We start from the raw sequence: 14,086 nt of genomic DNA on the forward strand, positions 1-14,086 counted from the left end.
ACTAAAGGACCCCCCACGCCCGATATCTGTCTCTCCCGGTCGCCTCCCGCTCCAGCGCTTCTAAGCGGTCCGTCATGTCCAACAGCTTTCGCGCCGCGGCGGCAATCGCTCCGGCGATCGTCGGATAAGTCTCCGCCGAGTTCATCGAGACGCCATCCGGAAATGTCACGGTCGCCTGATAGCCATTGCCTTTCGGCGTGGCGGAAAGCTGGATCGCTGACATAGCGCGGCTCGCCTCATATCTTTCGATCGTTCGAGCACGCAGCGACTAAAACCAGCCACGGCGCTTGAACCAGATGAGGGGCAGAATGGGGCTAAGCACGATGGCAAGCCAGGACAAAGGGTATCCCCATGTCGAGCTCAACTCCGGCATGTTCTAAAAGTTCATCCCCCAAATACCCGCCAATAGCGTCGGCGGCACGCCGACAACCGAAACGATAGTCAGGACTTTGAACAAGTCGTTCTGGTCGATCGAACTATGATCGAAGAGGCGCTCCCCGGTCAATTGTCAGGTGAAGCTCGGCTCAGATTTGAGCCAGATGGCTTGAATTGCGAGTTCAACATTCCCTTGGCGATTATGCAGGAACGATAGCTCCGACGCCTGTCGCCCACCTCGATCGACTGTATTCAAAGGTCGGCGTGTCGGTGCTAAGCTTGGACGCGAATCCGCTGGCGCACTCTTTCATAGAGTTGGACGTCTGCCTTTTGCAGAAGCTCGACCACGATTGCGAATTGCTGCCGATCGACATGGGTCGCCCAGCCGCTTTCGCAGCGCACGACGAGATAGTAGCTGTCGCCGTATTCTTCGACACCGCGTTTGAACGTGACAGTTGCACACTGAACGGTGCCTTTCTCGCGCAATTGCGGTCCGGGAACGAGATTGCAATTGTATCGCGGTGCAAGTTCAGGGAACGGACCGTCGTCCTTGTCACGCTTGCGATAATGATCGAAGATCAAGTCAGGCTGGCATCCGCGAACCAACCGAAAGCTCATGCCAACGCCTGCATAATCATTTCGGGTGTGACGCACCGGTGGATCGAATGCCAGCGTCACGCGAATGCAGCGCTCACCGTTTCCCCCAGCCTGAAACGCTTCCGGGATCGGAATCCGATAGACGGCAAAATGATCGAGGGCGATCTCATCCTCGGCGTAAAGCGTGACGCGCGCGTTGTCCGAGAATGCGGCGCGTTCGAGATCCACCAGACCGTGACCGACAATCGCCCGCGTCGCATCTGCACCAAGCAGTTGAAGCCGCTCGCTGGCGGGCGGCGGGATTTCCGCAGATCCCACAATCAGCGCCCGCACGAGATTAGCTGAGGCCTGCGGGAAGCGCGTCATGATCTGCGCGGCGCTGAAGGCAACGCGCGGCGCGGCATAGGACGTGCCTGATCCCGCCGTGAAGAGCTGATCGAGATAGCTGTGATGCAGCGTCAGAACACCGGCGCTGCCGACGTCCTCCCCTCCCCGCAGCCGCGCGACGACGGCATCGAAAATCAGCGTGCCGCCAATCTCAACGACGTCGGGTTTGGTTGCCCCGCCTGGTCCCGGCCCGATCCTCGAGAACGGCGCCGGCTCATGCAGGCGTGTGATGGCGCGGACGCGGACGTCGTCGGCGCGATCGGGATCGAGACCCTCACCGTGCGCGAGTGCGCCGACGGTGATGACGTTCAAGGCGCCGGCCGGCTCGAACAGCCGGTTGGCATCCTCCAGAAGATAGCGCGGATATTCGGTCACGGCCTGTTCGAGACGATTGCCGCCGCGCGGGCTGCGATTTCCGGACGAGACGACGATGACGACGTCGAGCTCGCGCGCCAATTCGTCGAGCGTGGCGGCCCATGTGCCGACCTTGCCGCCGTCGAAGACGCGCCGGCGGTCGGCAAGCGCGATCACGAAGACCCGACAGCCAAAGCGCTGGTACAGGGTCGCGATCGCCTCGCGCATCTGCGAGGGCACGAGGCGCCTGTCGTCAAAGCCACCTTGGTCGTTCACCACTTTCGCCGCACAAAGCCGCGCGCCGCGTTGCAATGCGCCGGCGTCGAGTTGCGCACGAAGATCGCCGAACACGGCCACACCGGCCACGCGAGTGCCATGACCCCAGACGTCCGCGGTGCCGAGATCGGCCGGTACGCCGATCGAACCGACAAGAATATCCGCCAGGAATGGGTGATCGTTGACGCCGCTGTCGATGATGCCGATCAGCGGTGCGTCATCGGCCACGGCATTCAATGGCGGCGCATCCGCCATGACCATGTCGAGCGCCTCTGCCGTGGTCACGTCCGGGGCTGGCGGCAGATCGATCGCCGCGATTTCCTCGACCGTCAGCAACGTGCGCAGCAGCTCGCCCGTCAGACGCGCGCGAAACATGCTGATCGAGGGGCCGACATAGCGATCAAAGACATCGCCACCTCGTGCCTCGACGTAGCGGATGACATCCTCAAGCTTGCGCTCGCGGAGGCGACGTTCGCCCAGATCCCAAAGCTCGATGTCCACCAGATAGGATGTCTGCGCGACGAAATCCTCGACATCAGCGAAACCTTCTTCCCGCAAGCGTGGTCCGATCCGATCACGCGGCTCGACCGATCCAATGCTTTCGATCCCGGAGACGAAGTTGACGTAGGGGGCGTGCTTCTGGCCAGGGGGCGGGCCGCCCTGATAGGCGTCAAGCCGCGCGCGGAAATCCCGCATGTCTTCACTCGATGCGAACAGCACGAGCGTGCGGTCCGCGTCGCTGGACAAAACCGTGAGCCCGAGCCGTTCCCACTCCTCCTCGAGCAGGGCGCCCGTCATCTGCACGCGCAGGATCAGAGACGGGTCGACAAATTCGGGCTTGCGCCGGCGTCTTTGTTCCTGGGTCGCGGTGTCGAGCTCCTCGCGCAGCTTCGTCGTGTGTTGGCCGCGATCGCGCGGTGGCGGCGGTCCGCCGCCGCCGTGCTTGCGCCGCTCGAATTGCTCGGGAAGCCGGACGAGTTCGAGGTGATCGTATCGGGCCACGGCGCGCCTAGCTCGGCGACGCGAGGCGAGACTGTCCTGCCCGGCGGCGCGCCTCGTCCTCCAAGGCGCGATTGAAGTCGCGGGCCTGCACCTGCTTACGGCGATCGATGATCATCGTCTTGACCGCCTGGGTGCAGACGCGCTCGATCTCGGCGTAGGAATAGCCCTCCAGCGCGGCCGCATGCTGCAGCGGATCGAACGCGGTCGCGATGTTCTTGAACTTGAGCCGCAGGAAGCGGGCGATCATCGCGCGATCCGGCTTGTCGAACCAGACGACCTCGTCGAAGCGCCGCCAAACCGCCGGATCGAGGGATTGATCAAGGTTGGTCGCGGCGATCAGAAAGCCCTTCGGCTGAATATGATCGATGAACAACAGAAGGCTGTTGACGACACGGCGCAGCTCATTGTGCTCGCTCGAGTCATCGCGCGAGCGCGCCAGCGCGTCGAACTCGTCAAAGAACAGCACGCAGGGCTGTTTCCGGGCGAACTCGAAAATCTTGCGGACATTGCCAGCCGTCTCGCCCAGGTAGGACGAGATCAGCCTATCGAGCTTGACGAGGAACAGCGGCAGACCGAGCTCGGCTGCAAAAATCTCCGCGCACAGCGTCTTGCCGCATCCCGGCGGGCCGCAGAACAGAAGCTTGGATCGGACCTTGAGGCCGTGACGCCGGATCTCGTCGGCGCGGCGAAACTCTTTGACGAGGCCGAGCAGCACCCGCACGTTCGTCGCCCCGAGCACGATATCATTGTGCGTGTGCTGCGGTTCAATCCGCTCGATGAAGTCGGCGGCTGCTTCGGGGAACGGAAGCAGGGGCGCAAGCGCCTTCGGACCGCTCGGCCGGCTTGGGCCGGCCTCAAGGGTCTTGCGCAGGCTGCGCGCCAGCACGCGGTTGTTCTTCTTTTCCTCTTCGCCGATGATTTGCTCCGCTACGGCCCGGAACTCATCGTCCCGACCGTAGCTGGCCAGCAATTTTTTCATCAACTCCCCGCGGGCCATGGCTCTGCTTTACTTTCTCCTGTTGGGCGAATCATAACCGCAAATGCAGCGTTTCACGATGGGGTTACTGCCCGATTTAAACAACGCAAATCACCATCGTCGGGCGACATCTAAAGCACCCCCCACGCCCGATACCTGTCTCTGCCGGTCGCCTCCCGCAGACCGAGCTCCCCGACCAGGTCCTGGGCGGCGCGTGGCGTGATCCTCAGCTCCTGCGCGATCATGCCGGCCGAGACGATCGGCCGGGCCAACACATAGTCGATCAGCGCCGGCAGCCGGGAGGTGGAGCGGCGGCCGGCGAGCTTGCGGGCCAGCAGGGTGCGGGCAGTCTGCCAACGGTCGTGATCCTTGAGACCGGCCTCGGCCGCGGCCGCGATCGCCTCCAACTGAACGGCGAGGCGGGAGGCCGCGTCGCGTGGCCGCCGCCGCTCGCGCGGGATCGCTTTGAGGCCGTCATGGAGGCAAGGCAGGTGCGAGCGCGCCTTTCCCCGCGCCCGCAGCAGCGCGGCGGCGAGCAGCCGGCCGAGCCATGGCGCGTGCTGTAGCGGTTCCAGCGCGTGCCACGCGTCGGCGGCGATCGCCGTCGCCAGCGCCGGCGGCAGGTTGCGTGTCTGGTCCACGACCGCTCGCCATGCGTCGAGACGTTCATCTTCGTCCCAGTCGAGATCGTAGACCAGCGGGTCTCGCTCGGGTCGCTTCGGGCGCCGATCGGTTGTCTCGCCGGCCAGCGTGCGGTCGGCTTGGGCGATCGCGGCGTCGACGGCCGCGAAGATGTCGGCCATCCGGTCGTCGGCTGGGGCCACGCGAAACCGCTCGGGCGCATCCGCCTCACTGTCTTCGTCTTCGCGATCGCGCACCTCATCCTCTTCCTCATTCCGGTTGCCGCGTTCCTCCTCCCGGTCGCCCTGCTCTCCCCTGCCCCGCAGCCCGGCCAGGCCGGCCACCGACAGCGCCCAGTCGGGCTTGGCGTCGGCGATGCGCCGTCGCGTTCGCAGAACGGCGTGGGCGCGCGTGAGCTCGTGGGTCGGCGCGGACGTCCATGCCGGCGTCGTGGAGGACGAGATCGTCGAGATGGACGAGCTCGCCTTCCAGCCACAGGGCGGCAGCGGCGTCTGAGAAGTGGGTCCGGGCGATCCAGCCGTCGCGGACCGGGCTCCTGGCCAGCCGCTCGTCGAGGCGGGCCAGCGCGTCTTCGGCCGCCGCGAGCGGTGTCGCTTTCACTTCCCGATTTCAATCGCGGGAGAGTCATGTGCTGTTTAGGTTTGGGCGCTACGACAGGCCCGATTTTTCGCTAACGATTTCACTGGCCGTTGAATTTGTCGAACCGATTGCACAACCGAAAAGCTGCTCCTGCGTCATCGCGCTCCGACGAAACCTGGTTGGCGACGCGCCGTGTCGCTCACGAGCTTGACAGAATTCTCGACGGTCCGGGACCGCGCCGGGCGGCAATCGAACGCGCGGCGGCCGAGCTGCGCCTCTCGACCCGCCAGGTCTACAATCTGCTGGCGCGCTATCGCACCGATCGGACGGTGACGTCGCTCTTGCCCGATGGGGATCGGACTAGGAAGAAGCGTCTTCAAGAGGCCGTCGAGGTTATCATCGCGGGGACACTGCGGGAGCAGTGGCTGGTGCTGGAGGCACCGCCACTTGCCCCTGTTGTGGCCGAGATCCGCGCCCGCTGCGAGGAGGCAGGCCTGGCTCCTCCGTCCTATCTCACGGTGGCACGTCGCATCCCTGCGCTGTTCAACCCGGAGGAGATCGCGAAGAAGCGATCCGCCAACCCGAAGCATCTTCACCGGCTCAAGCCGCGGCCGGGTTACATCCATGCGGCGCGACCGCTGGACGTCTGCCAGATTGATCACACACCGACCGACATCAACTTCGTCGAGGTCGTCGAGGGCGCCGGAACCTTTGTCGGCCGAGCATTTATCACGATCGTCACCGATGTGGCGACGCGTTGCATTCTCGGCTTCTGCCTAACCCTTGAAAAGCCGTCGGCACTGTCGGTCGCGCTCTGCCTTGCGCAAACCATGTGTCCAAAGGAGGTATGGTTGGCCGCGCGCGGTATCGAGCATGGCTGGCCGATATACGGGCGGCCGCGACTGCTCGTCACCGATTCCGCCAAGGAGTTCAAAGGGCACGCCTTCCAGCGTGGGTGCGAGGACTATGGGATTCGCATCCGCTACCGGGACCGCGGCCGGGTCCATCAGGGTGGCGTGGTCGAAAGGTTGCTCGGGAAGCTCAATGCTGTTCTGGCGACGCAGCCCGGCTCGACGGGGCGATCGGTAGGGGATCGTGACGAATATCCCGCAGAGCGGCGAGCGCGCCTCACCTTCGCCGATCTCGAGCGATGCGTCGCGTTCGCGGTGATCGACCACAATCTTCAGGAAAACGCGAGGACACTGAAGGTGCCGGCGACAGAGTGGCACCGGCACGAACTTTCGCTCTGCGACGATGACCCTATGCGGGTCCTACTGGCATTCCTGCCCGGAACGGAAAGGCGGATCTCGCCGCAGGGCGTCAGCATGTTCGCTCTGGATTACTACTCGCCCTGGCTGGGCGGGCTTGTTCCGCGGAGAGATCGGCTGGACAAACTCGAGGTGCGCTACGACCCGCGCGACATCAGCCACATCTATGTCCGCGATCCTGAGACCAGGGAGTTTCGACCTGTGGAGCGGCGCGACGGATTGCTTGCGCCAATCACATTGTGGGAGCACGAAGCCGACCGCGTGCAACGACGCGCCACGAATGCGCGAACGGATGTCGAGAAGGTGACGCTCCGTCGACGGATCGCGGAAATCGCCGGCAGCCAAAAGCTATCGAAAGTCGAGCTGCGCAATGCCGTGCGTCGAGCACACGCGGCAGAGGCAGCCAAACCCCATGACGCCATGTGCCCGCCAACGCCGGCGCCAACCGATCATCCCGTGCGTCGGAAGCCGGCTGCCGGTCGAGGACTGGTGACATGTCGGAGCATCTTCTCGACCATGTTCGTCCGTTTCTCGACCGCAGCACCGAAACCCGGATCGCCTACATCCAGGCGCCGCGATGGATCGGGCATCAGATCGCGATGCAAGCGCATGAACGACTGGCCGACCTGCTGGCGCGTCCGCCGGCGCTGCGGACCCGAGGCCTGATGCTGGTCGGACCCTATGCCAACGGCAAGACGATGATCGCGGAACGATTTGCCGTCGAGCATCTCAGGACCGCCGTGTCGCAGCGCGTGTGGGTGGTGCAGACGCGCGAGGGGGCCGGTCTTACCCATTTCTATGGAAGCATCCTGCAGGCGCTGCGCGCTCCGATTGGCAGAAGCCGGGATGTCGGCCGCAAGGCCGAACAGATCGATCATCTGCTCGACAGCCTGAAGCCCAGGATCCTGATCTTCGACGAATTCCACAACGCTCTGCGCGGCCGAGCCCGGGACGTCGAGGCCGTTCTGGCGTTCCTCCGGCGGATTGGCCGCCAGTTCGACATCTCTCCGGTTCTGATCGGCGAAGTCGCCGTCTACGACTTCATCAACGACACCAGCGAGATGGCGAGCCGGTTCGACCTCCACGCGGTGCCGCGATGGCAGTATGGCGAGGAATTCCTCACGCTGCTCGACAGCCTCGAAGGCGCGCTACCTCTTGCCCGCGCTTCCGATCTTTCAGACGAACCTCTGGCCCGAACGATCTTCCAGCTTTCCGAGGGATTGATCGGCGAGATCGTGGCGATCGTCTCCGCCGCGGCCACGGCGGCGGCGAGGTCCGGTGCGGAGCGGATCACGAAATCCGAGCTTGAGCAGTTGCGCTACATTCCGGTCTCGAAGCGTCGCCGGGCACCGGCGCGCGACGGCCTGCTGTGAACGGCCAAGGGACCAATGCGGATTTCGCCGTCGAGGTCCGCGAGCGATATGGCGAGGTCGTCCGCGATCAATGGCCGGTCTCCGTCGATCCGCTTCCGGACGAGTTGTTGTCGAGTTGGGTCCACCGCCTCGCATTTGCAAACGGGATCGCGCCGCGGTCGTTCGCCGGCGTCCTTGGGTCGCGCGACGGGATGTGGACGCCGCGTCTCGATGTTAGGCTTCCGCGCGACGTCGCCGTCCTGCTCGCCAGTCAGACAGGCATTGCGCATGAAGCGATCTCAGCGATGACGTTGACCGATGACGCGTGTACGCCGCTGCTGTTGCCGCTGCGCGAGAACGCACGACGCAATCGTTCGACCTGGATGCAATATTGTCCTCTGTGCCTTGCTAATGACGATGCGCCGTATTTTCGAAAAGAATGGCGGCTGGCGTCGCGTATTTCCTGCTTCGTGCATGGTTGCGGCTTACGGGATCGATGCCCCGCCTGCCGCAGTGGGATCGCGTCCTTCGACCTTGGCGAACTTGTCCCACAGCATTTCTGCGTGCGATGCGGCTTCGATTTGCGCAATGCCGTGAAGGCCTCCGTCAAGGCATCGGCCCAGCGGCTGGAGCGTGCGATCGCGGATATGTGGCGGGTGGAATCGGCCAAGGGCTCGCCGGCAACCAGGGATCTGATCCCGCGCTTGTTGCGCGCGCCGGTCGCCGCCGGCGATACAGGGGCGAAGTCTCTCACAAGCCTGTCGACCTCGGCGCGCATTCGCTGCTTCGAGCGGCTCGCATCCGAGCCTCATGATCGGCTGATTTCTGGCACGGACGCCGGAGCCGCATATCGGCGCTTTATGATCCTGGCGGCAGGCAGCCACGATAAGTTGATCGCTCGCTTCGCGGACTTCCTGGACCGGCACCAGGGCCAACCACGACCGAAGCACTCCCCTCCAGCGGGCGCCGATCGATCCGCGCTATTCGAGGCCTACTTACGCGTCATGCAGGCTGGAGACGCCCGCCCTTCAGCAGAATCAGGTAGAGTACCAACACCAGCAGGACATTGATGAGAGCGAGGGAGAGCAACGCGGCAAGCGCAGCATGAGCCCCGTATACGTCGATCAGCAACGCGCCGAGGGATGGCGCTGCCGCCTGCATGATCAGGCTCGGCATGGCGATGCGACCCATGATCGACGCGTAGCGATCTTCACCGAAGACGGCCAGCGGCAGAGTGCCGCGCGCGATCGACTCGATGCCGATACCGGCGCCGTAGAAGATCAGCGCGGCGGCGATGACCGGGAAACCGATCCACAGCAGCCCGACGCCGATCGCCACGAACACCGTGGAAGCAAACTTCGTCCAGATCGGATGATGGAACCGACTGATCAGCATCTCGATCGCTCTGGCGCCGACCTGCGACGGTCCCACGATCGCACCGAGCGCGACGGCGGCCGCAAGCGCGATCTCGCGCGCCTGGAGGATCGTCAGCAGATGTACGGACAGCATCGCTGAGATTATCGAGCTGATGGTGATGACCAGCGCGACCAGTCCGAAGATCAGCTTGGAGGTGGCCACTGCCACTGGCGTCGCCGCATCACCTGCATGGCTTGCGGGGATCAAGGCGGCGCGGAGGTCTCGCTTCGGCTCGGTTGGCAGCGCGAAGACATAGAGCGGCAACAGCACGGCAACGTGGATGGCCGCGTAGATCAGGCAGGCGTTGCGCCAGCCGAACTCTGACACAAGCAGCGCCGAGAGCGGCCAGCAAACGGTGCTTGCAAAACCGCCGAACAGGGTGAGCGTCGCAATCGCCGTGCGAGCCCGCTGGCCATAGAGCCTCCCGAGCGTAGCGAAAGCCGCGTCATAGAGGCCGGCTCCCATACCGACTCCGAGCACCAGCCAGGAGATGACGTAGAGCGGCAGGTTGGGCGACAGGGCGAGGCCTGCGAGCCCCAGCGCCAGGAATACGGCGCTGGTCGCAAGCACGAGACGCCCGCCGAGCCTCTGAATGCTATCTCCGACACGCGGCGAGACGATGCCGGCGACCAGCAGACCAAGGGAGAGGCCGCCGACGATCCATGCCAGCGGCCAGCCAGTATCGGTGGCGGTCGGCTGCGCGAGAACGGCCAGCAGATAGTAGGACGAGCCCCACGCAAGGATCTGCGTGACGCCGAGAACCGGAATGACGAAGAGGAGGCGCGGCGGCTCGTAGTGCGAAGGCGTTGCGTCGCTGGTCGCGACGCTCACGCGGCAACTCCGCAGCCGCATCCCTTCTTGCCTTCGTCATTCGCCATGGCGTCGGCTGCGCAGCAGGCATCGACCTTGGCTGGTGCCGGGCCGCCGCAGCATCCCGCTGCTTCGCTCCCTTCGACGGAGAATGTCGTGGTGCAGACGCCGGTCTCCGGAAGGACGAGCTGAACATTGTCGGCCGCCGCCATATCGCCGGCGAGGGCGGCGGCGATCGAGCGCACTTGTTCATAGCCCGTCAGCAGCAGGAAGGTTGGCGCGCGGCCATAACTCTTGATGCCGACGGTATAGAAGCCAGGCTCAAGATGAGCGAGTTCGCGATGGCCATGCGGTGGCACCGAGCCGCAGGAATGTTCATTCGGATCGATCAGCGGCCCGAGCGCCTTGGTGCTTTCGAGCCACGGATCGAGATCGAGTCGCAATTCGCGTGTCATGGAAAGGTCGGGCCGCTGGCCGGTGGCCGCCACGATCCGGTCTATAGGCCCAATCGTCTTCGCTCCTTCGGCCGTTTCGCCTTCGACGATGATCCGACCGTCTTCTTCCCGCAAAGCAAGGATCGCGAAACCTGAAACGAGCGGCACGCGACCGCTTTCGACCATTTCCCTCGTTTCTGCGCCAAGTTCGCCGCGCGCCGGCAATTGATCGGCGTCGCCGCCACCATAGATGCGGATGAGATTGGTGCCGCGGGTTGCCCATATGGCTGTCGTCGCAGAGTCCGTCTCCGCCAGGCGCGTGAGATCGAGCAAAGCGTTGGCGGCCGAGTGGCCTGCACCGACCACCAGCGTGGTGCGGCCGGCGTAAATGTCCCGATGCCGCCCGAGGACGTCTGGAGTGCCGTAGGCGATCCAGTCGCCGAACCCGGCCTCTCCATCGGCCGGCAAACCGCTGGCGCCGAGAGGGTTGGGATTCGCCCACGTACCGGATGCGTCGATGACGGCGCGGGCGAGATCGCGGCGAGATCCCGCCGCCGTCTTGATTGACAGGACGAAAGGCTTTTCCGCGCGTCCGCGGCTGACCACCTTGTCGAGACCGAGCCGGGAGATCGCAACGACGCGAGCGCCGGTCTCGATCAGGCCGGCGAGCTCAGGCGTCGCGGCCAGCGGTTCGAGGTACTTGGCGACGATCTCGCCGCCGGTCGGGAAGACATCGGGTTCCGGCAGGCGCCAATTCTGGCGTTCGAGCAATTTTGTTGCTGCGGGGTCGACACAGTATCGCCAGGGCGTGAAAACCCTGACATGGCCCCAGTCGCGCATATTGGCGCCGACGGCACCCCCGGCTTCATAGACTTTGACGGGAAGACCCCGCGTGACGAGATGCGCTGCAGCGGCCAGACCAACGGGTCCGCCGCCTATCACGGCTATCGGGAGGGATTCCAGAGCTTGATTTGTCATATTCCATCCTTCCGGGATTATCGAAATAAAAGGCAAAAAGAGCTCAGGCGGCAGCCTCTCCCTCGCTCACGGCACAGGGCGCATCGACACAGCATTCATCCACGAGGAAGCCGACAAGGTTGTCCATGGCCGGATAGTTGGCGCGGCAGATCAAGGTGGTCGCCTGACGCTCCTGCGTCACCAGGCCGGTCAAGATCAATCGGTGCAGATGATGCGACAGCGTCGAGGCCGCGATTCCGAGCTTCTCCTGCAGGCTGCCGACCGGCAATCCGTCATCGCCGGCCCGCACGAGCATTCGATAGACCTGAAGCCGCGTCGGGCTGCCGAGCGCCTCGAGCTGCTTTGCTGCTTGTTCGATGTTCATGGAAATAAGCTATCGTCTTTGCGGCGAATGGTCAACGGCTATTTCGGCAATCGTCGAAATAGTCGTTGCGTCAGATTGCAGAGACCTTCACGCGCTTGGACAGCTTCTCGGCTGCTTCCTTGCGCTCGCTATAGCGGTCGATGAGATAATGGGAGACATCGCGGGTCAATAGCGTGAACTTGACCAGTTCCTCCATCACGTCGACCACGCGATCGTAATAGGAGGACGGCTTCATCCGCCCCGCCTCGTCGAACTCCTGATAGGCCTTCGCGACGGACGATTGGTTGGGGATTGTCACCATGCGCATCCAGCGGCCGAGCACGCGAAGCTGATTGACGGCATTGAAGCTCTGAGAGCCGCCGGAGACCTGCATGACAGCAAGTGTCCGGCCCTGCGTCGGCCGGACCGCGCCGACAGAGAGCGGAATCCAGTCGATCTGCGCCTTCATCACCGCACTCATCGCGCCGTGCCGCTCCGGGCTGGTCCAGACCTGGCCCTCGGACCACAAGGATAGGTCGCGCAGTTCCTGCACCTTCGGATGGTCGATGGCGGCGCCGTCCGGTAGCGGCAGGCCGTGAGGATCGAAGATGCGGGTTTCCGCGCCGAAGTGCTTGAGCAGACGTTCCGCCTCCAGCGTCAGGAACCGGCTGTAAGAGCGTTCGCGCAGCGATCCGTAAAGCAACAGGATACGCGGCGGATGCGTCGAGGGCGATGCCCTAAGTTGGTCGATGGTTGGCAGATCGAGGCTGTCGGCGGCGACGTTGGGCAGATCATCCGTCATCAACGGTGGGCCTCGGCAATCGCCACGACCTTGTCGCCGCGCTCGTACCAGCCCTTCGATCGATTCACGATCCAGACAACGGTGAGCATCACCGGGACTTCGATCAGCACGCCGACGACGGTCGCGAGCGCAGCGCCTGAGTGGAAGCCGAACAGGCTGATCGCGGCGGCGACCGCCAGCTCGAAGAAGTTGGAGGCGCCGATCAGCGCCGATGGCCCGGCGACGCAATGCTGCTCGCCGGCCAGGCGGTTGAGGACGTAGGCGAGGCCGGCATTGAAATATACCTGGATCAGAATCGGAACGGCGAGGAGGCCGATGATGAAGGGCTGCGCGATGATCTGCTCGCCCTGGAAGCCGAACAGCAGCACCAAAGTCGCCAGCAATGCTGCGAGCGAGACCGGGCCGAGGCTGGAAAGCAGCCGGTCGAGCGCCGCCTGTCCTCCGGTCGCCAGCAGCCGGCGGCGGATGAGCTGCGCGATGATCACCGGAATGACGATGTAGAGCACGACCGACAGGACCAGCGTGCCCCAAGGCACGGTGATCGCGGAGAGCCCGAGCAGCAGGCCGACGATCGGCGCGAACGCCACGACCATGATCGCGTCGTTGAGCGCCACCTGGCTCAGCGTGAAATGCGGCTCGCCCTTGGTCAGGTTCGACCACACGAACACCATTGCCGTGCAGGGCGCGGCAGCGAGGATGATCAGGCCGGCGATGTAGCTGTCGATCTGTTCGGCCGGCAGGTGCGGCCGGAACAGCCAGCCGATGAAGAGCCACCCGAGCAGCGCCATCGAGAACGGCTTGATCGCCCAGTTGATGAAGAGGGTCACGCCGATGCCGCGCCAGTGCCGGCCAACCTCGCCGAGCGCTGCGAAGTCGATCTTGAGCAGCATCGGGATGACCATCAGCCAGATCAGTGCGGCAACCGGCAGGTTGACCTTGGCGATCTCGGCCGCGCCGATCGCCTGAAATGCGCCCGGCATGACGTGCCCGAGCGCAATACCGGCAACAATGCACAAGGCGACCCAGAGGGTGAGATAGCGTTCAAATGTCGACATGATTCTTCCTCACGCCGTCGCGACGCGGCGGCCGTGCTCGTCGATGACGCGCTCGCCGTCTTCCTTGACGAACTCGCCCCGTTGCGGGGGCAGCAAGTCGAGCACTTCTTCGGACGGACGGCAGAGCTTTACGCCCTTGGGGCTGACGATGATCGGGCGATCGATCAGGATCGGATGGGCCATCATCGCGTCGAGCAATTGGTCATCGGTCAGGTCCTGATCGCCGAGGCCAAGCTCGGCGTAAGGCGTGCCCTTCTCCCGCAGCAGGTCGCGCGCCGAGATGCCCATGCGCTCGATGAGCTGGACCAGCATTGCTCGCGACGGCGGTGTCTTCAGATACTCGATGACGTGCGGCTCGGCGCCGGCATTGCGGATCAGCGCCAGCGTATTGCGCGAGGTGCCGCAATCGGGGTTGTGATAGATGATAATATCCATGCCTG

Annotated in this window: 11 protein-coding genes and 3 pseudogenes; 3 read left to right on the plus strand and 11 right to left on the minus strand. The window is 64.2% G+C overall.

The genetic code is table 11. The features are described from left to right. Position 1 precedes the first annotated feature (1 nt). The 5 genes and pseudogenes from AB4136_RS29690 to AB4136_RS29710 all read right to left on the minus strand — a co-directional run bounded on the left by AB4136_RS29690 (position 2) and on the right by AB4136_RS29710 (position 5,209). Positions 2 to 223: a helix-turn-helix domain-containing protein gene (locus tag AB4136_RS29690; protein WP_137902088.1), complete on the minus strand. Its 222-nt coding sequence runs from the start codon at positions 221 to 223 to the stop codon at positions 2 to 4. A gap of 45 nt (positions 224 to 268) precedes the next feature. Beyond that, positions 269 to 472: pseudogene (locus tag AB4136_RS29695) on the minus strand (CorA family divalent cation transporter); the annotation flags it as partial. A gap of 176 nt (positions 473 to 648) precedes the next feature. Beyond that, a complete protein-coding gene (locus tag AB4136_RS29700) occupies positions 649 to 2,991 on the minus strand; it encodes a S8 family peptidase (RefSeq protein ID WP_393986291.1) in 2,343 nt (780 codons plus the stop codon). Between the two features lie 7 nt (positions 2,992 to 2,998). Beyond that, entirely contained in the window at positions 2,999 to 3,988 is a 990-nt protein-coding gene (locus AB4136_RS29705) for an AAA family ATPase (protein ID WP_137902089.1), read from the minus strand. Positions 3,989 to 4,098: 110 nt separating this feature from the next. After that, positions 4,099 to 5,209 (minus strand): annotated as a pseudogene (locus AB4136_RS29710) (RHE_PE00001 family protein). Between the two features lie 95 nt (positions 5,210 to 5,304). On the opposite strand from AB4136_RS29710, the pseudogene AB4136_RS29715 reads away from it, so the two are divergent. The 3 genes and pseudogenes from AB4136_RS29715 to AB4136_RS29725 all read left to right on the plus strand — a co-directional run bounded on the left by AB4136_RS29715 (position 5,305) and on the right by AB4136_RS29725 (position 8,878). Next, a pseudogene (locus tag AB4136_RS29715) lies at positions 5,305 to 6,949 on the plus strand (transposase). A gap of 1 nt (position 6,950) precedes the next feature. Continuing rightward, complete coding sequence (locus tag AB4136_RS29720; RefSeq protein WP_137902090.1) at positions 6,951 to 7,829, plus strand: TniB family NTP-binding protein; 879 nt, start codon at positions 6,951 to 6,953, stop codon at positions 7,827 to 7,829. After that, a complete protein-coding gene (locus AB4136_RS29725) occupies positions 7,826 to 8,878 on the plus strand; it encodes a TniQ family protein (RefSeq protein ID WP_137902091.1) in 1,053 nt (350 codons plus the stop codon). Before AB4136_RS29720 ends, AB4136_RS29725 begins: the two co-directional genes overlap by 4 nt. Here AB4136_RS29725 and AB4136_RS29730 read toward each other — a convergent pair. The 6 genes from AB4136_RS29730 to arsC form a co-directional block, all read right to left on the minus strand. Beyond that, positions 8,811 to 10,055 (minus strand): MFS transporter, encoded by a 1,245-nt coding sequence (locus tag AB4136_RS29730; protein WP_441932020.1) that lies wholly within the window; start codon positions 10,053 to 10,055, stop codon positions 8,811 to 8,813. The genes AB4136_RS29725 and AB4136_RS29730 overlap by 68 nt on opposite strands. Continuing rightward, positions 10,052 to 11,446, minus strand: a complete 1,395-nt coding sequence (locus AB4136_RS29735; protein ID WP_137902093.1) for an NAD(P)-binding protein — start codon at positions 11,444 to 11,446, stop codon at positions 10,052 to 10,054. Before AB4136_RS29735 ends, AB4136_RS29730 begins: the two co-directional genes overlap by 4 nt. A 43-nt stretch (positions 11,447 to 11,489) precedes the next feature. Next, complete coding sequence (locus tag AB4136_RS29740; RefSeq protein WP_137902094.1) at positions 11,490 to 11,810, minus strand: metalloregulator ArsR/SmtB family transcription factor; 321 nt, start codon at positions 11,808 to 11,810, stop codon at positions 11,490 to 11,492. A 70-nt stretch (positions 11,811 to 11,880) separates the two neighbouring features. After that, positions 11,881 to 12,591: an arsenical resistance protein ArsH gene (arsH, locus tag AB4136_RS29745; RefSeq protein ID WP_137902095.1), complete on the minus strand. Its 711-nt coding sequence runs from the start codon at positions 12,589 to 12,591 to the stop codon at positions 11,881 to 11,883. After that, positions 12,591 to 13,646: an ACR3 family arsenite efflux transporter gene (gene arsB, locus AB4136_RS29750; RefSeq protein ID WP_137902096.1), complete on the minus strand. Its 1,056-nt coding sequence runs from the start codon at positions 13,644 to 13,646 to the stop codon at positions 12,591 to 12,593. Before arsB ends, arsH begins: the two co-directional genes overlap by 1 nt. Before the next feature lie 9 nt (positions 13,647 to 13,655). Next, entirely contained in the window at positions 13,656 to 14,081 is a 426-nt protein-coding gene (arsC, locus tag AB4136_RS29755; RefSeq protein ID WP_137902097.1) for an arsenate reductase (glutaredoxin), read from the minus strand. Between the last annotated feature and the right edge of the window lie 5 nt (positions 14,082 to 14,086).

The organism is Mesorhizobium sp. 2RAF21 (assembly GCF_052115345.1).
Taxonomy (GTDB): Bacteria; Pseudomonadota; Alphaproteobacteria; order Rhizobiales; family Rhizobiaceae; genus Mesorhizobium; species Mesorhizobium terrae.

What these genes read in the sequence shown, in the direction of transcription:
- AB4136_RS29720 (WP_137902090.1), top strand. Translation starts at nt 6,951, where the DNA reads ATGTCGGAGCATCTTCTCGACCATGTTCGTCCGTTTCTCGACCGCAGC.
- arsB (WP_137902096.1), bottom strand. Translation starts at nt 13,646, where the DNA reads ATGTCGACATTTGAACGCTATCTCACCCTCTGGGTCGCCTTGTGCATT.
- AB4136_RS29690 (WP_137902088.1), bottom strand. Translation starts at nt 223, where the DNA reads ATGTCAGCGATCCAGCTTTCCGCCACGCCGAAAGGCAATGGCTATCAG.
- arsH (WP_137902095.1), bottom strand. Translation starts at nt 12,591, where the DNA reads ATGACGGATGATCTGCCCAACGTCGCCGCCGACAGCCTCGATCTGCCA.
- AB4136_RS29735 (WP_137902093.1), bottom strand. Translation starts at nt 11,446, where the DNA reads ATGACAAATCAAGCTCTGGAATCCCTCCCGATAGCCGTGATAGGCGGC.
- arsC (WP_137902097.1), bottom strand. Translation starts at nt 14,081, where the DNA reads ATGGATATTATCATCTATCACAACCCCGATTGCGGCACCTCGCGCAAT.
- AB4136_RS29705 (WP_137902089.1), bottom strand. Translation starts at nt 3,988, where the DNA reads ATGGCCCGCGGGGAGTTGATGAAAAAATTGCTGGCCAGCTACGGTCGG.
- AB4136_RS29740 (WP_137902094.1), bottom strand. Translation starts at nt 11,810, where the DNA reads ATGAACATCGAACAAGCAGCAAAGCAGCTCGAGGCGCTCGGCAGCCCG.